General features: G+C 36.0%; 22 protein-coding genes. 3 read left to right on the plus strand and 19 right to left on the minus strand.

Features of this window, described 5'->3' with window-relative positions:
• From FDO66_RS04785 to FDO66_RS04830, 10 genes are all read right to left on the minus strand, one after another.
• A complete protein-coding gene (locus FDO66_RS04785) occupies positions 1-423 on the minus strand; it encodes a hypothetical protein (RefSeq protein WP_141431285.1) in 423 nt (140 codons plus the stop codon).
• Positions 407-1,885: a UDP-N-acetylmuramoyl-L-alanyl-D-glutamate--2,6-diaminopimelate ligase gene (locus FDO66_RS04790; RefSeq protein ID WP_141431286.1), complete on the minus strand. Its 1,479-nt coding sequence runs from the start codon at positions 1,883-1,885 to the stop codon at positions 407-409. Before FDO66_RS04790 ends, FDO66_RS04785 begins: the two co-directional genes overlap by 17 nt.
• Before the next feature lie 261 nt (positions 1,886-2,146).
• Entirely contained in the window at positions 2,147-4,087 is a 1,941-nt protein-coding gene (locus FDO66_RS04795) for a stage V sporulation protein D (protein ID WP_141431287.1), read from the minus strand.
• A 269-nt stretch (positions 4,088-4,356) separates the two neighbouring features.
• Positions 4,357-6,621 carry a penicillin-binding protein gene (locus FDO66_RS04800; protein WP_141431288.1) on the minus strand — a complete coding sequence of 755 codons (2,265 nt, stop codon included), beginning with the start codon at positions 6,619-6,621 and terminating at the stop codon, positions 4,357-4,359.
• Positions 6,621-6,980 (minus strand): cell division protein FtsL, encoded by a 360-nt coding sequence (gene ftsL, locus FDO66_RS04805; RefSeq protein WP_141431289.1) that lies wholly within the window; start codon positions 6,978-6,980, stop codon positions 6,621-6,623. The genes FDO66_RS04800 and ftsL overlap by 1 nt, the downstream gene beginning before the upstream one ends.
• Before the next feature lie 140 nt (positions 6,981-7,120).
• Entirely contained in the window at positions 7,121-8,053 is a 933-nt protein-coding gene (gene rsmH, locus FDO66_RS04810; protein ID WP_141431290.1) for a 16S rRNA (cytosine(1402)-N(4))-methyltransferase RsmH, read from the minus strand.
• A 39-nt stretch (positions 8,054-8,092) separates the two neighbouring features.
• Positions 8,093-8,524 carry a division/cell wall cluster transcriptional repressor MraZ gene (gene mraZ / locus FDO66_RS04815; RefSeq protein WP_141431291.1) on the minus strand — a complete coding sequence of 144 codons (432 nt, stop codon included), beginning with the start codon at positions 8,522-8,524 and terminating at the stop codon, positions 8,093-8,095.
• Between the two features lie 186 nt (positions 8,525-8,710).
• The gene (gene bshC / locus FDO66_RS04820; RefSeq protein WP_141431292.1) at positions 8,711-10,345 is read right to left on the minus strand and encodes a bacillithiol biosynthesis cysteine-adding enzyme BshC; all 1,635 of its coding nucleotides are present in this window, start codon (positions 10,343-10,345) and stop codon (positions 8,711-8,713) included.
• Positions 10,346-10,621: 276 nt separating this feature from the next.
• On the minus strand, positions 10,622-11,017 hold the full coding sequence (locus tag FDO66_RS04825; RefSeq protein ID WP_141431293.1) for a DUF3397 domain-containing protein: 396 nt from the start codon (positions 11,015-11,017) through the stop codon (positions 10,622-10,624).
• A gap of 1 nt (position 11,018) precedes the next feature.
• Positions 11,019-11,909, minus strand: coding sequence for a 2-dehydropantoate 2-reductase (locus FDO66_RS04830; protein ID WP_181444448.1), 891 nt, complete (start codon positions 11,907-11,909; stop codon positions 11,019-11,021).
• Positions 11,910-12,195: 286 nt separating this feature from the next.
• Here FDO66_RS04830 and FDO66_RS04835 point away from each other — a divergent pair, with 286 nt between their 5' ends.
• The gene (locus tag FDO66_RS04835; RefSeq protein ID WP_141431400.1) at positions 12,196-12,666 is read left to right on the plus strand and encodes an N-acetyltransferase; all 471 of its coding nucleotides are present in this window, start codon (positions 12,196-12,198) and stop codon (positions 12,664-12,666) included.
• Positions 12,667-12,725: 59 nt separating this feature from the next.
• Here FDO66_RS04835 and FDO66_RS04840 read toward each other — a convergent pair whose 3' ends face one another.
• From FDO66_RS04840 to FDO66_RS04850, 3 genes are all read right to left on the minus strand, one after another.
• Entirely contained in the window at positions 12,726-13,340 is a 615-nt protein-coding gene (locus tag FDO66_RS04840; protein WP_141431295.1) for an RsfA family transcriptional regulator, read from the minus strand.
• A gap of 371 nt (positions 13,341-13,711) precedes the next feature.
• Positions 13,712-13,885: a 50S ribosomal protein L32 gene (gene rpmF, locus FDO66_RS04845; RefSeq protein ID WP_141431296.1), complete on the minus strand. Its 174-nt coding sequence runs from the start codon at positions 13,883-13,885 to the stop codon at positions 13,712-13,714.
• Positions 13,886-13,975: 90 nt separating this feature from the next.
• Positions 13,976-14,497: a YceD family protein gene (locus FDO66_RS04850; protein ID WP_141431297.1), complete on the minus strand. Its 522-nt coding sequence runs from the start codon at positions 14,495-14,497 to the stop codon at positions 13,976-13,978.
• Between the two features lie 215 nt (positions 14,498-14,712).
• Between FDO66_RS04850 and FDO66_RS04855 the strand changes: the two genes are divergently transcribed.
• On the plus strand, positions 14,713-15,945 hold the full coding sequence (locus tag FDO66_RS04855; RefSeq protein ID WP_141431298.1) for a nucleotidyltransferase: 1,233 nt from the start codon (positions 14,713-14,715) through the stop codon (positions 15,943-15,945).
• A 333-nt stretch (positions 15,946-16,278) separates the two neighbouring features.
• Here FDO66_RS04855 and FDO66_RS04860 read toward each other — a convergent pair whose 3' ends face one another.
• Positions 16,279-17,304 (minus strand): SepM family pheromone-processing serine protease, encoded by a 1,026-nt coding sequence (locus tag FDO66_RS04860; RefSeq protein WP_141431299.1) that lies wholly within the window; start codon positions 17,302-17,304, stop codon positions 16,279-16,281.
• 183 nt (positions 17,305-17,487) lie between these two features.
• Between FDO66_RS04860 and ylbJ the strand changes: the two genes are divergently transcribed.
• Positions 17,488-18,723 carry a sporulation integral membrane protein YlbJ gene (ylbJ, locus tag FDO66_RS04865; protein WP_141431300.1) on the plus strand — a complete coding sequence of 412 codons (1,236 nt, stop codon included), beginning with the start codon at positions 17,488-17,490 and terminating at the stop codon, positions 18,721-18,723.
• A gap of 27 nt (positions 18,724-18,750) precedes the next feature.
• Here the strand turns inward: ylbJ and coaD are convergent, their stop codons facing one another.
• The 5 genes from coaD to FDO66_RS04890 form a co-directional block, all read right to left on the minus strand.
• The gene (gene coaD / locus FDO66_RS04870; protein ID WP_141431301.1) at positions 18,751-19,233 is read right to left on the minus strand and encodes a pantetheine-phosphate adenylyltransferase; all 483 of its coding nucleotides are present in this window, start codon (positions 19,231-19,233) and stop codon (positions 18,751-18,753) included.
• Positions 19,234-19,244: 11 nt separating this feature from the next.
• On the minus strand, positions 19,245-19,805 hold the full coding sequence (rsmD, locus tag FDO66_RS04875) for a 16S rRNA (guanine(966)-N(2))-methyltransferase RsmD (RefSeq protein ID WP_141431302.1): 561 nt from the start codon (positions 19,803-19,805) through the stop codon (positions 19,245-19,247).
• A 430-nt stretch (positions 19,806-20,235) separates the two neighbouring features.
• Positions 20,236-21,642, minus strand: coding sequence for a hypothetical protein (locus FDO66_RS04880; RefSeq protein ID WP_141431303.1), 1,407 nt, complete (start codon positions 21,640-21,642; stop codon positions 20,236-20,238).
• 89 nt (positions 21,643-21,731) lie between these two features.
• Positions 21,732-22,007 (minus strand): YlbG family protein, encoded by a 276-nt coding sequence (locus FDO66_RS04885; protein ID WP_141431304.1) that lies wholly within the window; start codon positions 22,005-22,007, stop codon positions 21,732-21,734.
• A gap of 75 nt (positions 22,008-22,082) precedes the next feature.
• Entirely contained in the window at positions 22,083-22,529 is a 447-nt protein-coding gene (locus tag FDO66_RS04890; RefSeq protein WP_141431305.1) for a YlbF/YmcA family competence regulator, read from the minus strand.
• Positions 22,530-22,560 lie beyond the last annotated feature (31 nt).

Below are 22,560 nucleotides of genomic sequence, written 5' to 3' on the forward strand. Positions count from 1 at the left end.
TTATTTCGTGCCTTCCTTTCCACGTACGTCTATCTCTTGCTGCAATGCTACTATCATTTCTGATACATCCTTTTTCATCCAAATATCGTTTAATTTTCTTGCTTCAAAAAAAATCCAATCTGCTTTTTCTTGTAAATTTGTAATCATATATTCAATGCCTTTCAATAGATCATTCGAATAAAGAATCGGAAAATCATTTGGCGTATATGAAGGAATTGACTCTCCTTCCTTCCATACAGCGGCCAAAGCGCCATTTTCAATCGCTTTCATTAATTCTCCAGAATCTTTATACACAGGGACAAAAAGCCCTTTATTTTGATGAATATGTGCAAAAGCAGAAACTGTTTGGAATTCCAGCCCGGGATCCTTAATTCCTTTCGTATGCTGAAAAAAATCGACAACCTCTTTATAAATGAATCCCATTTTCATTCTCCTCGATTGCCTCTTTAGCTACAACACGATCATCAAAATAATGAATCTCCTTACCGATTTGCTGATAAGTCTCATGCCCTTTTCCTGCAATTAAAATAACATCACCTTCATTCGCCTGCTGAACAGCATAAAAAATAGCTTTTTTTCTATCTGTTATTGTAACATAAGACTTCCCTTTAACCCCTTCTTCCATTTCGTGAATAATCGCTTCTGGATCTTCACTGCGCGGGTTATCTGACGTAAAAATTGGGTCTGTAGCATGATCACAAGCAATTTTAGCCATTTTAGGCCGCTTTGATCGATCGCGATCTCCTCCACAACCCACTACGACAAATATTCGTTTTTTTGCAAATTGCTGGACAGTCGTTAAGGCATTTTCCAAGCTATCCGGTGTATGAGAATAATCAACGATAACGGAAAAATTTTGTCCCGCATCGACCGTTTCAAAACGTCCAGCTACCCCTTTTATGGTTTCTATAGAGGAAATTACCTGTTCCATTTTGACTCCAGATACAACAGAAGCAGCAATGCTGGCTAGCACATTATAGATGCTAAATTTCCCAATTAAACCGATTGAAAGTTGATAATTCCCAAAAGGACTAACTAGGCCAAAATCTGTACCGGAAGCTGACATACGAATATTATGCGCTAGAAAATCAGCATCATGATCGATTCCATACGTGAGGACATGTGATGCAGTCATCTTTATGTACTCTTTACTTGCTTGATCATCTCCATTTAAGATTGAATATTTGGGCTTTCCTTCTACAAAGACATTACCCAACTGGGAAAATAGTAATCCTTTTGCATTTCGATATTCTTCCATCGTGTGATGGTAGTCAAGATGGTCTTGGGTTAAATTTGTAAAGACAGCTACATTGAAATCACAGCCTTGAACTCGTCCTTCTACTAATGCATGTGAAGAAACCTCCATAACAGCTGAATCCACTTGATGATCAAGCATTTGACTAAACGTTTTTTGCAGGGTTAAGCTTTCTGGTGTTGTGTTTTTTGTTTCAAATTGTTGCCCTGCTATTTTTGTATACATCGTACCAATTAAACCTGTATTTTGACCTGCTTCAGATAAAATTTTTTCAATAATGTGGGTGGTTGTCGTTTTGCCATTCGTTCCTGTCACCCCAATTAAATGCATCTGTTGACTTGGATGATGATAGAAGGCGTCTGCCAATATGGCAAGAGCCCTTTTTGTATCCTTTACAATGAATACTGGCACGTCAAGTGACAAGCTTCGTTCTGCAATCACAGCTGCTGCCCCTTGATTACATGCTGCTTCTGCAAAATCATGTCCATCAACTGTATAGCCTTTAATACAAATAAATAGGCTTCCCTTTTGAACCTTCCGATTATCGTTTTCAACGGATGTAATCTCAACATCTCCAATATCTGGCTTTATATAGGGCTGTAAATGATAAAGCAATGTATGTAATCTCATTTTTTCCATTCCTCTCATAGATAAGGTGACAGGCATGTCTAAAGACTATGCTTGTCACCGTTAAACCATAAATTATCCTTGCCTAAAGGAAATTCGAAAAGCGGCCGACTAAAGGCGCCACGTCCTGTGGCAACGTCGGTACTTGTACATCCTGTACGTCGGAGCTAGACACCAACAACTTATACGCTTACCTTTTAAAAAACATAGCGTATCTATTTTACATGATAATGTCTATATTAGCCATTTGGTTTCAAAAAATATCTATGGATTTTTAGCCATTTCTTCCGTGTTATTTGCAAAATAAAGTCTGATTGTTGAACCTTGCTTTAGCTTTACCCCAGGCTCTGGAGATTGCTTTATTACCATATCACCGCTGCCGCTTGCATCGATCCTCAAGTTAACCATTAGTTCTCCAAGTTCCCTTTTCGTTATTCCAACAAGGTCTGGAACCTCAATCATCGGCGTGTCATTCCAGCTTCGCTTCTTTTCAATTTGATCCTTTCTAGGTTTTACTCCCATTGTCCGAAGACTATCACCGATGATATTCCCAACAATTGGCGCTGCGACCCTTCCTCCAAATTGAACCGTGCCCTTAGGATTATCAACCGCTACATAAACGACAATTTGAGGATCATCAGCTGGAGCAAAGCCAATAAAGGATACAATATGATTATTTTCTAAATATCTTCCATTCTTTGCTTTTTGAGCTGTTCCGGTCTTTCCGCCAACTCGATACCCATCAACAAATGCATTTACACCAGTCCCTTGAGCAACAACACTCTCTAGTGCCATTCGAATTTGTTCAGAAGTCTCTTTCGAAATGACTTTTCTTTTTGCAACTGGCGTTTTTTTCATAACAATTTCACCAGTATCAGGATTGATCAATTCTTCAGCCACATAAGGCGTATACAAGGTTCCGCCATTAACTGCAGCTGATATGGCAGCCACCTGTTGAATCGGAGTTACAGCTACCCCCTGCCCAAATGCCGTTGTTGCTTGTTCTACTGGTCCAACTCGATCAAGATTGAACAATATCCCTTTTCCTTCTCCTTGAAGATCAATCCCAGTTTTCTCTCCAAATCCAAAATCTTTTATATATTTAAATAATGTTTCTTTACCTAGTTTTTGACCTAGTGCAACAAAGCCTGGGTTGCAAGAATTTTGAACCACCTGCAGAAACGATTGAGAGCCGTGCCCCCCTCTTTTCCAGCAACGCAGTCTAGCACCGCCAACATTGATATAGCCAGGGTCGTAAAAATGATCTCCCTTTAAATTTACTTTCCCTTCTTCTAATGCCGCAGCCAGAGTAATGATTTTAAAGGTTGATCCCGGCTCATATGCACTCCAAATGGGGAGGTTTCTATTATAAATTTCGGGAGACACGTTACGAAAGTTCGCCGGGTCAAAGCCCGGTCTGCTAGACATCCCTAATACTTCTCCCGTATTTGGATTCATGGCAATCGCGATCATGCCATCTGGGCTATAGGCTGCCTCCGCATTGTCTAATTCTCTTTCTATGATCGTTTGGATTTTTGTATCAATGGTTAGCTTTAAATCAAGTCCATTTACAGGTGCAAGATAGTCGTCAGCCATGTCAGTCAATCGACCACCTTTAGCGTTTGCATAATATTGCACCGATCCTTTCTTCCCTTTAAGCTCTTTGTCATACTCAAGCTCGAGTCCCGTTAAGCCTTGATTATCAATTCCTGCAAACCCGAGAACATGTGCCAGATAATTTCCAAATGGGTAGGATCTTTTTGAGTCTTCGCCAATATATATACCTTCAATGTCTAAAGCCCTTACTTCTTTTGCCTTCTCATGAGAAATTTTTCTTCCCTCAGGAATTTTCACGTTCATTTCCTTTTTTGTTAACAATGTATAAGCTTTATCTTTTGACATATCTAAAACAGATGCAAGCTTACTAGCCGCTTCTTCTGGATTCTTTATTTGCCTTGGAACTGCATAAACGGTAGGAGCACTGACATTCGTTGCTAATGGTACGCCATTCCGATCTACAATTTCTCCTCTTTTCGGTTCAAACGGAATTTCTCTTCCCCACAAAAGCTTAGCCCCTTCGGACAATTTATCTCCTAAAAAAAATTGGACATAGCCCAATCGTAAAACAATAATCAAAAAAATAAATATTCCCGCTAACAACGCAATCGTAAGCCGTTTTCTAATCATCGCATGAGAAACACGCATATACGAACGAACCTCCTTTTTACGTAATGGCTCGTTCAAATATATGCTTGTACCCTAATAGATAGACCAGAAAAGCGGCCGATTAAGAGCGCCACGTTCTGTGGCAACATCGGCACTAGTACTTCCTGTACGTCAGAGGCGCTTTGATCAGCCCTGAAGAAAAATGTTCTTTTGACTCAAAAAGCGCTTTTTACTTTTAGAGGCAAAAGGTTATTTTTCACAAGGGCTAAGCGCTGAAGCTAGACATCAGTCTACCTTAAAAAACACAACTAATCTTTTACAGGATGGTTTTCCTCTTCTTTTTTATTTTCGTTTTGATTTTCTTTTTTATCTTCTTTATCTTTTTTATCTTTATTAGAAGCTTCCTGTAACTGATCAAGAGGACTTTTGAATTCTACGATTAAGAAGTCGCCTTCCGTGAGTTTAGCCCCTTCATCTACATTTTGCTTCACTGCATAACCGCTGCCAACCGTATTTAGTTTCATATTTGTAACCTTTGCAACCTTCATCACATCTCTTAACGACCAGCCAATCATATTTGGTGCAGTTGAATCGCCATCCGTTTTCAGGACGACTTTTTCTCCTTGAAGAGCAATCTCATCGACCTTTGGCTGCTGACTTATGATGTTTCCTCCATTTCCAATAACACTTACTTGAAAACCTAATTTTGATAGCTCTGCTTCAGCATCTTGAACAGAAAGACCCGATACGTTTGGGATTGTATTCTTCGTTAACGCTTTTTCCATGACTGGTTTAATATTTAAGTATTGAAGGCTATTTTTCATGACAGTCTTGAAAATATTGGATACAGGAATGGCACCTAGTCCATAATGTCCTTCAAACTTTGGCTGTTGAACGGCAACATACATCACTAGTTGTGGATCATCCTTCGGAGCCATTCCCAGAAATGAAAACACATAATTCGTAGGACCATCCAAATATCCACCACCTTTTGGATTAGGGATTGATGCTGTTCCTGTTTTCCCTGCAACAGAGTAGCCATCAATATTATATTTTTCATACCCTGTTCCTTTTGGTGAAGTAATGACAGTTTCTAAATAATCTCTTACTGTTTTTGCTGTCTCAGCAGAAATAGGGGTTCCCGTTACTTCTGGTTTCGTTTCCTTAATGACATCCCCTGTATTTGAATCAAGGATTTTATCGATCACATAAGGTTTAACCATTTTTCCTTCATTAGCAATGGCTGATACAGCTTGAATTTGTTCAATAGGTGTTATTGCTGTCCCTTGACCGTAGGCTGTTGTGATCTTTTCAATTGGATATTGAAAGGCAATTTTCCCAGCTGTTTCTCTTGGTAAATCAATGCCTGTAGGCCGATCAAAACCAAATCTCGTTAAATAATCACGGAATCTCTCGAATCCTAATTTTTCATTGGCTATTTTTGAAAAGGCCACATTTGATGATCGCTGCAACCCTTCTAAATAACTGATCGTATCCCAGCCGACGTAATTGTGATCATGAATAGACTTGGAATTTTTTGTAACCTGATAACTTCCTGACTGGTATGTTTCAGTTGGGTTAAATACCCCCTCATTTACAGCTGCAGCTAAAGTGAACACCTTCATTGTTGAACCTGGCTCATAGGAATCCTCTATCGCTAAATTATGCCACGTTTGATTAATGCCTTTTTTTGTATCCGGGTCGAAGGTTGGTCTTTGAGCCATGGCCAATATCGCGCCAGTTTTCGGATCAGCTACGATAGCGATCATTTTTGCTGGAGAATATTCCTTAGCTGCTTTATTTAATGAATCCTCTAAAAAGGTTTGAATTTTTTTATCAATCGTTAAGAAAACTTTATCTCCATTTTGGGCTGGCTTTATTTTTTCTTTACTGTCTGGAAGAATATAGCCCCATAAATCCTTTTCAAATTGTACTGTTCCATCTTTTCCTGTTAATTCTTTATTTAACTCCTGTTCAATGCCAAGCTTTCCACTTACTTTTGTTTTGGGACGATCTTCCTCTTGATTGTCAACATAGCCGACCAAATGCGATGCAAAAACCCCATTCGGATAATAGCGCTTTGCCTCTCGAATAAAAGTGATTCCAGGAAGCTTTAACGCTTCGATTTTCTTCATCGTTTCGGTAGATAAATCTTTTCCTGCACTCCCAAACTCTACTTGGAATGCTTCTTTTTTCTTTAAACGGTTATAAATATCCGATTGATCCATCTCAATATACTTCGAAAGCTTTTCAGCCGTTTCTTGAGGATCTACAACATGCTGCGGCTTTTTAGGATTCGTCGTCATTTTTTTGTCTAAAATCGCAATCAGTCTAAATGAACTTGTATCCTCAGCAATGACTTCTCCATTTCGATCGTAAATCGTTCCACGTTTTGCTTCGATCTTATTTTGTTGCAAGTATTTTTTTTCTGCCTTTGCTGCTAATACTTTCCCTGCAGCTTCTCCTGTAGCTTGTATGGAAACAAAGCGATAAACTAAGACAAAAAAGAGCAGGCAAAATATTACAAATAATATCGCTGCTCCATAATTGATATTTGGCTGTTTTCGAATCATTATCTTTGCACTACCTTAACATTATTTTCATCTAACGTAAGCCCTAGTTTCTCTGCAATCTTTCGAACACGATCATAATTGCTTAAATCACTTACTTGCGTAGTTAAATCTTCATTTGTTTTTTTCTGTTCCTGAATACTTGAGCTCATATTTTTAATATCTTTATTGACTTCATAAATGGCAGATTGATTAGAAATAATATGAATAGCTCCCACAAAGACCAAAACACAGAATAGCATTCCTAATATTTTTTCTCCAGGAGACAGCCACGATTTTTGTGATTTCTTTCGCTTAGGTGAAATAATAGTCTGTTGCTGTTCGTGCTGAACTTGTTGAATTTTATTGGCTAAGTTACTCATACAGGTCCCTCCTGTTATTCTATTTTTTATTTTAAAGGGTTAAGATCCCCACCTCTAATCAAAGCGGAGGTGGGATTTTCCAATTAGGTAGAGTAGAGTATCCACCTGTTTCCCCAAAGTTTCACCTTGCTTAAACAAGTTCACTGTTTTTCTGCTATTCTTAATTTTGCTGATCTAGCACGGTTATTTTGTTCCAGCTCTACTTCTGAAGGAAGGATAGGCTTTCTCGTAATAAGCTTTAGTTTTGGTTGATATTCCTCTGGAATAACTGGAAGTCCATGTGGCAAATTAGGTATCTCACTCTCTTTTTTAAAAACTGATTTACAAATTCGATCCTCTAGAGAATGAAACGTAATCACACTAATTCGACCGCCAGGCTTTATTATTTCAATTGCTTGCTGAAGGGATTTTTCAAAAACTCCTAATTCATCATTCACCGCAATTCTGATGGATTGAAAAATTCTTTTTGCAGGATGCCCTCCCTTTCTCCTTGCAGGAGCAGGAATAGCTTCCTTAATTAACTCAACAAGCTGACCAGTTGTTTCAATCGGTGAAACCGATCTTGCTGCTTCTATTTTCCTTGCAATTTGTTTAGAGAATTTCTCTTCCCCATATCGATAAAATATTTTCACCAAATCTTCATAGCTCCAATGATTGACAACATCATATGCACTTAACGCAGCATCTGAATCCATCCGCATATCAAGGGGGGCATCGTGATGATAGCTAAATCCTCTTTCTGGAGTATCAAGCTGAGGAGAGGAGACACCTAAATCATATAAAACGCCATCTACTTCTTGAATTCCAAGCTCAGCAAGCTCTTCCCTAAGATGAATAAAATTACTTTTAATAATGGTTAATTGATCTTGATACTGAGATAATCGGCTCTTGGCATTTGCTATAGCCGTTTCGTCCTGATCAAAGGCAAATAATCTTCCATTTCCTGATAGTTTTGACAAAATCAATTCAGAATGTCCCGCTCCACCGAGAGTACAATCTACATAAATGCCATCAGGATTGATTTTCAAGCCATCTACCGCTTCATGTAATAACACAGTTGTATGATTAAACATGCTTGTACACCTTTCTAACTTTAATGACCAAGTTCATTTTTAAATATCAAATCCAATCATATTTTCTGCAATCTCAGCAAAAGAATCCTCTGAATCTGCAAAATACTCTTCCCAAAGATCTTTGCTCCAAATTTCAATTCGATTCGATACACCTAAAATAACGCATTCTTTATCAAGCTTTGCATATTGCTGCAATGGCGAGACGATATTGATTCTGCCTTGCTTATCGATCTCGCATTCAGTTGCCCCTGAAAAGAAGAATCGGGTAAAAGCACGCGCATCTTTTTTCGTGAGTGGAAGCGTTTTTAGCTTTTCTTCTATCATGCTCCATTCGTTCATCGGATAACCAAATAAGCATTGATCTAAACCGCGTGTAAGAATAAAAGTATCACCTAAGTTTTCACGAAACTTAGCTGGCACAATTAAACGGCCCTTTTGATCAATGTTATGACGGTATTCACCCATGAACATGCTGACTTCCCCCACTTCCTAACACCAATGTACCACAATGTCCCACTTTCCTCCACATGAATTTAAAAATTCTCTCAAATTACCTAAATTCCTTCCAAAAAATAAAATTTAGTTTATTAAAATATTTTCAGTATCAAAAGACAAAGCAAAAAACCTTACCGCTTAAAGGTAAGGTTTCTTTCCAGTTCATATTTTAACAACATAATGCTTTCCATCAAAAGCATACTCAAGCTTTAAAAGTTCGTGGACAAAATGCATCCCATATTTATTCATAAAGTAAAGGGAGTTCCATAATCTTTCTTGTGGAGAACCGATTGGCTTTAATGAATTTTCAACCCTTTTATACTTGTTCATGGTCACTTCATGTTTTCGTTTGACTGAATCTTCTATTTTTCCTTTAATAAAATCAATTTGACCAGCAATTAAAGATTTATTTTTCATAAGCAGCGGAAGAATTCCTCTATCTTCATTCATTAGCAGCTCCTCAATCATTTGGTACTGCTCCATGAGGTCAGATTTTGCTTGTTTTAACAGCTCATCGACTTGTTTATTTGAGACAGATCGCAAAAACTGTTCTAGTTCCTTACCGACTCCTAAGCGGAGTACATGTTCAAGGGATATATCTAGCTCATTCAAATCTGTATCTATAGAGCGTTCTAATAAGGTTATATTTAATCGGGGTACAATCGGAGGCATCTTCATATCCATAGCTTCAAATGCTTTTTTCAATTCTGCCCAATAAGCAATTTCACCTGGCCCTCCTATAAAAGCTAAGGTTGGGAATAACCATTCTTGTGTAATGGGTCTGGTTACCACATTATTGCTTAATTTTTCAGGATGATTTTCTGCTATAAAAAGTAAATCCTCAAATGAAAATTCAATATTCCCACTCTTCCCCACAAAAGATTGTTTATCTTTATCAAATAAAAGAAGAACTCTCTCCTTACCTACTTCATCATAATAAAAAAGATTACAGGCATGTTCGCTAATCTCAATCACATTTACGAATCCATCTTTCCCTAATTCAGCTTGTTGCTTCTTTACACAATCTGTTACGATTTGATAGGATTTTATTTGTTTTAAAAGGATCTCTTTTTCCAAGCTGCGAAGTTCAGGGTCACCTGAATCGACTATTAATAAACCTTGGTCCTTAAAAAGCTCCATAATCACGTAAGCAAAAAAGTCCACAAATGAAGTTGAGCGTTGAATAGCTAATTGGAAAAAGGCTAGCAAATCCTTTGTATATTCTGTTTCACCAAGGTGCTCTAAAATATTTTTTAGCCAATCCAAACAGACTTCTTTATCTAATGGAATATCCGAGGACATTTTCTTATCCATTATTTTTTCAGGGTAAATGATCTTTTCCATTTTATGATTTTTTTCTAAATAAATATGATTTATTTCTTGATAATCATGATCTTCACCAGCTATCCAAAATACTGGGACAACAGGGATCCCTAACTCATCTTCTTTTTGTTTTGCCAAGTGAATAATAGAGATAATTTTATGGATCGTGTACAACGGACCTGTTAAAATCCCCGCTTGCTGACCTCCAATAACGACGACACAATCATCATTTGTAAGTTTCTTAATAGAGCTAGTGACCTCATTTGATGTTGGGAATTTTGCCATATACTGTTCAATAAAACCAGCAAGCTCATTTCGCATAAACGAACGGTTCCTTATTTCAAGCAGTCTCTTTTTAAAATCAGAAGGCTTTTGATAAGAATAATGAAAATAACGCTGTATTTCAGCGGTTTGTTCTAAATAATTTGTAGCAAACCGGTTCGTTGCCGGCAGTGAGAGACTCACCATCTCCATCTATGTACTTCCTTTCTATAAGACGATTTTAATAAGAAAAGCGCAAGTCCCCTGGTCATCGACGTAAAGTGCTAGACTGAATCGAGTGAGATAAAGGAAACACGAAGAGCGTAGCGATTCGATGTTGACTTATCGTAGACGAGGTGAGGGAAGCACTTCTAGTCGATAGGGTGCTGGAGCTAGACAGTAATCTAACTTCAGATATAAATTCTGATTCACTAAAAAAAGTATATCATTGAACAATCTTAAATGAAAAAAACTTTGCTTATACATTGCTTATGTTTGTGCAAGCAAGATTGTAATACGATAAATCAGTCCATAAAACAGTAGAATCACATAAGCGGTAAAGAAAACAATAAAGTTAATCCTCCAAATCCCTCGAAATACTTGAGGGAAATTAATTTCATGCTTAACCTTCCAATGAATAATTACCATTATAATCGCAATGGTTAACATAAATAAAATAATAAGCCATAAAAAGGATTTATTCCATATGGCTACGATGAGAAAATGTACCGAAATAATAAATAGAATCGTAGTGGCATCAACTGAAACTTTTACAGATAAGCGATGATTTTTTGTCACTTGCTTACAAACAATAAAAATGAATAAATAGCCAAGTATGGGCACCGTTACAATTGTTGCTACAAAAGCTGACAGAACTGATAACACTTTATATCCCCCTTTTTGCTAACTCCTTCCCTTTGATTAAATGATACAAAGATTTGATGATCGGAGCATTTATTTGTCTCTCTTCTGCCTGTTTAATGATATAACCTAAAATGGCATCAACCTCCGTCGGTCTTCCTTCCTCAACGTCCTTTAACATTGATGATTTATTTAAAGCCGTCCTTTTACAAATCTCCATAACATATGGATATAGATCTACTTCATGCTTCAAGCTTAATACCATTTGAACTTCTGCAAATAGAGCATCAAAAAGAGTTTTAAAATGCGGATTTGTTAATAATTCTCCATTATGAATCTGTAAAATAGCTGTAAGAGGATTTATCATTACGTTCACAACTAATTTCTTGATCATCATATTGTAATAATTCGATTCAATTTTGATCGGAAAGTCTTCTACACTATTTATAAAGGATCGTTTAACATCAGGAGTGATTTCCCCTTTAAATATAGCAACTCTTGTTATACCAATTCCTGTATGTATGATGTGATTATCATTGATTTTTAATGAGCCGTGCTCTGAAACTCCTAAAAAGATATTTTCCGCAAGTAAATGATCTAACCATTTTAAATGACTCATTCCATTTTGTAGAAATAGGATCGTTTTTGCTTGATGAAGTTGAGGAATCAATTTCTCAAGCTGATATTGTTTAACGGTTACAATCGTAAAATCATCATCGAGCACTGTTTTCTTAAATTCTTCTACCTTCACAAATCGCTGTTTCTTTTGTCCATTTCTTTCACAAAAAATTCCTTCTGATGCTATTATATTAGCTTGCTGCTTAGTACGGACATAAAGACAGACTTCATGCTGAAAACTTAAATTAAAAGCGTAAAGCAAGCCAATAGCTCCTCCACCAATTATACCAATTTTCATATATTGCCCCTTCATTTTTTTGTAATTATTAACAGCATCTTCTTTATTCCATAGCGAGGAAAGATTCACTAATCAAATTTAGTGGATATTATTACTTAACCCAACGAAATCATTCGCTAAACAAATATAAGTTAAGTGTATCGAGATTTTGTACGAAAATACAGCATTTTATCACACTATGATATATAATATAGTAAAGAAAGCGCATACATCGTTGAACCTTGTCTTAATATTCGATCTGCCTAAATTTATTATTATTAATTAAATAAGAGGAAGGAAGATGGAGATGGAATATTTTGTTGAAAGGCTTAAAGTAAATTATAAAACATTAGCACAATTCAAGAAATTTAAAGCATACGGCCAAAAAGAGCTATCTATGCAAGAGGATTTAGAGGCTAATATTATTGAAAATAATAGCGATTCGCCCTTTTACGGAATTTATTTTGGCAACCAACTAGTAGCTAGAATGAGCTTATATTTTATAGACACCCATTTTGATTACTATTTTAATAATAGCCAAACGTATTTGGAACTATTAAAGCTTGAAGTATTAGCCGAATATCAAGGAAAGGGCTATGGAACGGCCTTAGTAAGCTTCGCCAAAAGCTTTAACTTGCCTATTGTGACAAAGCCTATCTTAAATTCAAATCACTTTTGGGAGAAATTGAATTTTTCTTCTATCACCGATGAAACAAAATCTACAAATAGTAATCTTCTTATTTGGCATCCAGCAAATGAAATGAAGAACATTTCTTAATATATATAAGGTGAATGACTACAACAGCTTATATTCTATGTTATCATTCACCATTTTTTCTATTTTTGAATTCTTTCCAAGTTCCCGTTTTTATCCATTTGAAATTTAATCTTTTGTTGTCTATCCTCTTCTTTTAAAACAACCATTTTCCTTGCTCTTTCCATTATTTCAATTAATGCTTTGTAATCCTCCTCAATCATACGCAATTCTTTTTTTAATTTTTCATTCTCAGCTGCAAGGTAAAAGGTTTTCTTTTCTAAATCGTGGATCTTTTCATCATAAAGGCTTATTTTATTTTGTTGTACTGATGTTTTCTTGCCCTTTAGATAGATCTCTCTTAAAAAAGCGATTACCTCTTCAAAATCTCTATTCTCATTAAGAGAAGAATCTTTTAACTCTTCCAACAAATCATCTTCGACTTTTTTAACAGAATAAGCTACTTGTTGCTTCTCTTGCTTCCGCTGTTTTTTCGCTAGTTCAATTCCAGACTTATATTGTTTTCTTACAAATGAATTCCAGCGAAATCCGCACGCAGCAGCTGTTCTAGAAAGCTGTTTTCCTACTTTTTCAAAAGCTTCTAGCTGAGTACCACCGTCTCGTATATAGCGGAGTACAACTTCTGCAAGAAGAATATCTTCATCTTGAGACCAAGCATCCTGGCGTGTTGATGACATAGCAACCCCTCCTAAAGTTCTTTATTCATACATATGCATCTACTAGAAAACATAGAATGTCAAAAGAAAAGTGGAAGCGCCTTGAACAGCCCTGAAGAAAAATGTTCTGCTGGATCAAAAAGTGCTTTTTGCTTTTAGAGACAGTAGGTTATTTTTCACAAGGGCTAGGCTCTGGAGCTAGACAATTAAGAAAAGCGGAAGATTAAAGACGCCACGTCAATATGTCTTCATCAGCACTAGTACGTCCTGTACGTCGGCAGGCGCCTAAATTTAGGGATAAAAGCTAGATAAAGAAAAAGCAAACAATTTTGCTTACAAACATGACAAAAGCACAAGAACATTTGTTCTTGTGCTTTAATCAAAAAGAAAAATTAGTTTTTAACAACTTCTTTTCCTTTGTATGTTCCGCAAGCTTTACATACGCGATGAGTGATTTTTAGCTCACCACAGTTTGGGCATTCTACCATACCAGGAACTTGCAATTTAAAATGAGTACGGCGTTTTCTTTTCGCAGTTTTAGATGTTCTTCTAAAAGGTACAGCCATTCTTCCCACCTCCTTAAAGAGAATTAAGAAAGATATGAAGGCCAGATTATGCTGGATTCTTCAAGTGCTTCTTTTTTTTCTGCCGATTATTTATTCGGAAGAATGATGATCTGTTTCAAAAAATTTGGCAAGTCCTGCGAGACGAGGATCTACTTTATCCTCTACAGTTTTCTCTCGGATAACCTCCCAGTCTTTCCCCGACTGTGGAGCTCCTTCCTCACTGCTGTCTTCACAGAATACTTGAATAGGTACTTCAAGTAAGATGATTTCTTCAATGATTGGCATAATGTCAATCACGTCACCTTTTACTTGATGAATATCCTCTTCGATTTCATTTGAGAAATCTTTTAAAAGGAACGTTTCAGTTGTTTCGACATTGATTGGAAAACCCACATCAACTAATGTACGAGAGCAAGGAAGAACCAGTTGACCATTTATTTTTAAATGAAAAGTCACTTTGGTTGAGTCAATATCTGCCCAACCTGTAACATGCATTGGTGAAACGTCTCTAATAGAAGGATCTACTTTCTTAATCTCTTCCACATTAACCATTTCATCAATAGGGAAATCCTTGCTTCGATATTTTTGTAATTGACCTAATGTCCATTTCATACGAATCACCCCAAGGCAACAAAAGTAATTATATCTATAGTAACTTTATTTGTCAATATTTTTTCTTTACAGTAATATAAAAACAAACTCTCTTTTTCTATCGTAGTAAATACTGCATTATTTTGTTCTGTTAATACCCGTTTACACTTTATTTGTATCCGCTAAACCTTCTTTCCATACTTCAGAAGCAGAACATATTATAGGAGATGATTATTATGAAGGCAGTAGGAATTATTGTCGAATACAATCCATTTCACCATGGACATGTTTATCATATAGAACAAGCTCGAAAATTATCTAATGCAGAAATTGTGATTGCTCTGATGAGCGGCCCCTTTCTTCAACGCGGAGAGCCTGCTCTTGTTTCTAAATGGAGCAGAACTGAAATGGCATTGCTCGGTGGAGCTGATCTCGTTTTTGAATTACCATATGCTTATGCCACCCAAAAGGCTGACACTTTTGCTCAAGGTGCTGTATCAATCCTTTCAGCTTTGCAATGCCATGCATTATGCTTTGGCAGTGAATCCGGAGAAATAGAAAATTTCCTCTGTACTCTTGATTTTCTTCAAGATCATCATAAAGAATATCAGCTAAAGATACAAGAGTTTATAAAAACAGGCGTAAGTTATCCCCAGGCTGCCTCGATGGCTTATCGTGAATTATGTTCATCGGACCAATTTGTTGATCTTACGAAACCAAATAATATTTTAGGCTTTCAATATATAAAGGCTGCTTCGGACCAAAAGTTAAACATCCAGCTATTAACAATGAAAAGAAGAACTGCCCAATTTCATGATCAACAGCTTTCAACTAGTTCTATCGCAAGCGCAACAAGCATTCGTAATGTTTTGTTGGAGGAAAAAAGGCGTTTTTCTGAAGTCAAACCTTATATTCCTTCTTACACATATCACTTATTAATAAAATATAAAGATCAATTTGGGGCTTTACACCATTGGGAAAACTATTGGCCATTTTTAAAATACCGATTATTACATACATCAGCAACAGAACTGAAAAACATTTATGAAATCGAAGAAGGCATTGAAAATAGGATGATGACAGCTGCCGTTCAAGCACAATCATTTCACCATTTCATGACTTTAATTAAAACAAAACGTTATACTTGGACGCGGCTTCAACGAGCTTGTATCCATATTTTAACTAATACTTCTAAAACAGAGATGAAAGAAAATACTCAGACTGCAACCTATTTGCGTCTATTAGGAATGACTCCTCAAGGAAGGCAATACTTAAAAAAAAGAAAGAAACAACTTACAATACCAATTGTATCTAAGCTGTCTTCTTTTAAAAATTCACAAATAAATCTTGATATCAAAGCTTCAAGAATTTATTCATTTGGCATTTCAGATCCATATAGACAGGCTTTGCTAGAACAAGAATATAAGCAGCCGCCTATAATGCTTTCGCCTATTCCAAATAATACTTAAAAAAATGTGCTAGGCATCATCCTTATTTATTAAGGAAAGCCTAGCATTTTTACTGGTGAAGAAAGTATAAGTTTTTAGAAATCCGACTGGTGTCTAGCTCTAGCGCCTAGCCCTTGTGAAAAATAACCTAATGTCTCTAAAAGTAAAAAACACTTTTTGAGCCTTTAGAACATTTTTCTTCAGGGCTGACCAAGGCGCTTCCGCTTTTCTTGCATGTCTAGCTCTAGCGCCTAGCCCTTGTGAAAAATAACCTAATGTCTCTAAAAGTAAAAAACACTTTTTGAGCCTTTAGAACATTTTTCTTCAGGGCTGACCAAGGCGCTTCCGCTTTTCTTATTTATTTTTCATTTTTAAGTCTTCTAAATATTGAATTGCCTCGTCAAATTGATTGATTGGAACAATCTTCATTTTTGAATCAATTTCCTTGGCTGTTTTAACAGCCGCAACATAATTAGAATCCTTCGCGCCGTTTTCATTTGGAGCTAGAAAAATATCGGCACCTGCTCGATCAGCTGCAACAATTTTCTGTTCAATTCCTCCAATTCTCCCAACTGTTCCATCAGAGGTAATGGTACCTGTACCTGCAATTTTATATCCTTTCGTTAAATCTTCTTTAACAAGCTGATTGTATATTTCCAACGAGAACATAAAACCTGCTGAAGGCCCGCCAATATTACTAGTCTGAATTTTCACTTCTGGATCGACCAATATTTTTTTATCATCAACGAGGACAATTCCTACCCCAACCTTTTTGTTATCTGAAGGGAAAGCTTTTAATGTGAGGTCCACGTTTTTTACTTTATTCTCTCTTTCATAAGTAAGCGCAACATGTTCTCCAGCCTTCTTTTCTTTTATCAGTTCTAGAAAATCATCTGAAGATTGTATTGGTTTTCCATCCATTTCGAAAACACGATCTGCAGCATCTAATTTATTTTCAGCTGGCATATTCGGTATAACATTTAACACATATACACCTTTATATTCATATTTAAAAGGCAGCCCAGCGTTCTTATAAGCTACTTCAATCGCAGCAGTTTTGGATGATGACATTAATTGCAGCTGTCTAATATTATATTCCTTATCGGTCTCATCCTTACTTCTAATCGCGTTTACAGGATAAAGCTCTTGAAACTTGCTCCATTTAGCTATCAAATAGGAATAAATATTTGCTTTTCCCATTCTGACAGTTGTCAGCATAAAACTCCCTTTCTCTTCAGTACCATTTTTCACCTCAATAATAGGGTGAAGCTCTTTTGCTATGCCTGGCTTCGATACATAGTAAGGTAAGGAATAAAAAGAACTAACCATAACGATTATCGCTACGATAAAGAAGGAACGAACATATATTTTTTTACTCATTACGAAAGCGGCTCCTTCCATTGCTTGATGACTTTCTTTTTTCTTATGGTCTAATTTGCCATTCTATGAGTATATTGAGATATAGGACAAGGCTAAGCTTAGGTAAATTTTTCAATTTATTTATTTTAACATGATAGGCTCCATTTGCACAGCAAGTCAGCCTGTTTAGGGAGGATTCCGCAATTGTTTGGATCAAAAATTAAAACGATTGTATTAGCATTGTCAGTAACGATTATGGCTGGATCTCTGCTTTCATTTCCAAAGGAGTCCGTACAAGCTTCAACAAGAGGTCTACATATGTGGTGGGAGATTGTATTTCCATCTCTCCTGCCTTTTTTTATATTTTCGGAGCTTATGATCGGATTTGGTGTTGTCCGTTTTATCGGTGTATTGCTAGAGCCATTAATGAGACCTCTGTTTAGAGTACCTGGAGTAGGTGGATTTGTATGGGCAATGGGGATGGCATCAGGTTACCCTACAGGTGCAAAGCTTACTGCAAGATTAAGGCAAGAGGGTCAGCTTACGAAAACAGAAGCAGAAAGACTTGTCTCCTTTACGAATTCCTCAAATCCTCTTTTTATTTTTGCGGTCGTTTCTTATAGTTTTTTTCAAAATATAACCTTGGGCATAATTTTAGCAGCTAGTCATTACTTAGGAAATTTTACTGTAGGGCTAATTATGCGATTCTATAAGCATGGAGAAGATCAAGGAATAAGAAAAGAAAGAGGATTTAATAAAATGAAATCCTCCATGCGAACTGCCTTTTCTGCTATGCATGAAACGAGAATAAAGGATCAACGGCCACTTGGAAAAATCCTTGGAGATGCTGTTACGTCTTCAATTCAAACTTTGTTAATGATAGGTGGATTTATCATTTTATTTTCAGTCATTAACAAGCTGCTCTATCAAATGTATATTACGGGTCTTTTAGCTTCATTTCTAGAAATAACCTTAGGAATTCTGCATTTTCCATCAGAATTAAGCACACCATTAATTGCTGGTTTAATTGAAATTACTCTCGGGAGTCAAATGACAAGTCAATTACAAAATGTACCTTTAATGCACCAAACCATTATAACAAGCTTCATTCTTGCCTTTTGTGGGTTTAGCGTTCAAGCACAGGTTGCAAGTATCCTTTCGCAAACGGATATTAATTTCAAGCCTTTTTTCTTTGCAAGAATCATCCATGCATTCATCGCAAGTTTGTATGTTTTTATTTTTTGGAAACCCTTTTATGTATATTTTTACAAAAGTACGCCATCTTCCCTTACTATTCCAGCTACATCAAATTATCAAGAAGGCCATCTTACAGAGCTGTACCGCACGATGCTTGAATTTGGCCCCATCCTAACAATAACATCTTTATTTGTCTATATTCTTATATACATGAATAGATTAAAACAGAGTAAATGGTACTAAAATCATTAGTACCATTTACTCTAAAAATTACTCCATAAATTTATTTTTCAAAGCTTTTTCGACCTCAGGAGGAACTAACTCTGAAATATTCCCATTAAATCTGGAAACCTCTTTCACAATGCTTGAGCTTAAAAAAGAATATTGGTTATTTGTCATAATAAAAAATGTTTCAATTTCCTCATTTAACACTCTATTCATAGAAGTAATTTGCAGCTCATATTCAAAATCTGATACAGCCCGAAGCCCACGTATAATAGCTCTTGCATTTACACTTTTTGCGTAATCTACAAGTAAGCCTTGAAATGAATCCACAATGACATTCGGAATATCTTTCGTAACATCTTTAATCAAGCTTGTTCTTTCTTCAATAGAAAATAAAGGATTTTTAGAGGAATTATTTAAGGCAACAACATAGACCTGATCGAAAACTTTTGCTCCTCTTTTAATAATGTCTAAATGTCCATATGTAATCGGATCAAAGGTTCCTGGACAAACGGCAATGCTACTCATGATTATCCTCCTTATTCTTCCAATCCATGAAAATAAATTGAAATCGAGATAATTCCATATTTTTCTTGTTTTATTCGGGTTAGCTTACCTACTTTTTCAGGTAATTCTACATCTGAACTGTGCTCACAGACAATGACCCCTTCTAGTTGAAGCAGTTTCTCATCATTAATAGTGTTGAGCAGCTTTTGCAGCTGTTGTTTTTTATAAGGAGGATCTAAAAAAATATAATCAAATACTAGTTTTCTCTTAATAATGGCTTTAATGGCTCGATCAGCATCGTTTCGATAAATTTCAACTTGATCTTCTAAATTGCATACTTTTATATTTTCTCGAATCGTTTGAATCGCTTTCATGTCACGGTCAACAAAAATAACCTTGGAAACTCCTCTGCTTAACGCTTCAATTCCAAGTCCCCCGCTCCCCGCAAATAAATCCAGTCCGATTCCACCATCAAAGAAAGGACCAATCATATTAAATATGGCTTCTTTCACTTTATCTGTTGTAGGTCTTGTAGAAGTACCTGGCACCCCTTTTAATGACAATCCCTTATAAGTTCCAGAAACAACTCTCATCTTATCACCACATCATTCACCTTTAAACTCGTGTTATCCTTTCCTATCCTAACATAATTGAAATCTCCAGCCAACACTTACTACAATAACGTCTACCAACAAAGGACTTTGAAAAAATTATCCTGTATAGGGTATAACGAAAATGAATATGGAAATAATGTTAGTAACAACATCTATTCGAGGATGTTGTTGCCAACCGCGGAGAAGACTTACGTTTCCCCATAAGTTCTTCCTCCGGTTTCTCCTCTCCCTTTGCCTTCTATCCTAAAAAGGATATAGAAGGACCCTGCTGGAAATCCTGCAGGGGTTTTTTTTATCAGTTAAGAAGTGATATGTTTTCGAAAGTACGAATGGTGTCTAACTCCGACGTACAGGATGTACTAGTGCCGATTTTGCCGCAGGACGTGGTGCCCTTAATTGGCCACTTTTCTTACAAACTTAATCTTACTTCATCTTTCTGTTCTTCAATTGAAACGTTAAATAAGGATTGCAGCCATTTTTTCGTCGTATAAATCTTTTCATCAATCATCATATAGGGATTTTCTAGCAATCCATAAGCCTCATTATTATAATAAAAAATATGCTTATTTAAAAAGAATTGATAATGCTCATCCTTATGATTTGTAATAAATAAATCATCCTCTTTTAACTGAAGTTCATAGCCTAATGATTCTAAAGTTTGTACGACTGGATACAAATCTTGATCGTCTTCTTTTATAATGTTTATTCCTTTTTGAAGCTTTTGATTGATGATCATTTTTCTTGAGTCCAAAAAGTATAGTCGACTCCAACTTTGCTCATTTTGACTATTTAATTGAAAAAAACGAGTATGTAATCCTTTTGTTTCACCCAGTCTCTTATCTAAGAGTTTAGGTGTAATCGGAATCATATCTTTATTAATATTTTGTATAAACAATTGAATTTCGCTTTTAGTAAGACCATCAAGTAACTCTTTAGCGATTTGTTGCCCTTTCGTTGTAGCTCCATTTTGATTGGTAGTAAGAGCTACTAAACTATCTAATAACCATGGCTTTTCTGCTCTCTTAAATCTTTGCTTATAAAAGGATGTTATGATTTTATTCTCTAAATCCTTCAGTTGTATTGTATTAGAAACCACCAATAAACCATTGCCTTCTGTTTCGTTTACTTGATCCGTCATAATAATGGTCTTAAAAGGGAATTCTGGAATAAGTTGCATAGAAGGAAATGTTAATTCATTTATATCCCTCTTCATTTCGTCATAATAGGTAAGATCAGCTGAACCTTTGATACGATTAAGCGACTTAGATTGCCAATACAAAGAAGGATATGCAATGGATCCTTCAAATACATAATAATCAATATAATTCATTTTTTGATAGCTGATTAATGGAATTCCGGTGATCCATGTTCCCTTTCTTCGTATAGAATCAGCAATTTCAATTGTCGTTTTCGTGATAGTAGTGCTTGCCAATTGTGGAATCCAATCATTTAGTAAAAAAGCTGAAGATTGATCCTGATGTTCAACAAGATATTGAATACTCATTTCCGTATTAGTAGCTGTTAAAAAAGGAGCTTCTATTTTCGTTATTTTGCTTATCTGATTTTTATTATCTGTATCAATTAGGCTACTGTTTTTAGGGATAATCATTTTATATTGTTCCCCAATTGTAAGTCCTATCCACTTTTGAGTAATGTGAAGTCCATCATTTTTTGTTTCTATCATAATTTGCTGTTGGATTTCTTCAAAATTATTTTCTGTAGGTTCTTTTTTAATTATAAAAAGATCCCATCTCAGAAACATTAGTCCAATGGCTAAGATCGAGATTATCCAACTAACTAACCATACTTTTTTCATGAAGCTTCCTCTCGTATACGATCTTAATTTTGCAAATAAATTTTTACGCGCCATGATAAAAAGAGAGGATTAGCTGCTCCTCTCTCTTTTCAAATGCCCATTTTATAATCATACTCTTTTGCTTTGTCTGGCTTTGAGTTTTCAAACTCAATCTTTAAAAACGGTTTAAAGGATGGCTCTACTAATTTAACGAAAGAATAAGTGTTTAGCTTTTCAATTGTTTCTTCAACCTCGTCTTGACTGCAATATAGTACAACATATTTCAGCCGTTTTGAAACATAATGAACATTTCCAAATTTCCGAAGCATTTTTGCTTGTTTGAGAGAATGTATCCAAACAATTATTCCTTGTCTACGACCTAACATGCACGATTCCCCTTTAATCTAATTCTTTTACTATTTCTCATTTAGGAGTAAGCCATGTCCTCAATCTGCTCAAACTCATGCAGAACAACTGCAGGCTCCCCCAGAGCCACATCCTCCACCACAACTTGATAGTCCATCAAAAAACGGATTCCCAGTTGGTACTTTTACGTTTTGTGATACTGAATGGCCGATCATCACGCTTATTTCATCTAATAGCTGCTGCAGCTGGTTTTCAGCTTTTCGAAATGCTGCTACGTTCTCATCAAGGTCCATGGATCTCTTCACTTCTCTAACCTGTTTCATGACAAATTTATAATCAGGATGATATTTCCCGAATCTTTGAACATCTTCATATTGTTCTTTCAATGACATGAATAAAGAGATTTTAGCTTGAGATTCTTGATTGGTCTTAAGTATATTTAAACGATCACGGTAATTTTCCACAACATCAGATTCTAAAATCATGGCTGCTAATTCATCAGCTTTATCTAGAATCAGTATTCTTTCTAATGTAGCAAGCATTTGTAGCCCACCTCCAATTCATATTTTATCA

It is taken from the genome of Bacillus sp. 03113, from assembly GCF_006546985.1.
Lineage (GTDB): Bacteria > Bacillota > Bacilli > Bacillales > Cytobacillaceae > VATK01.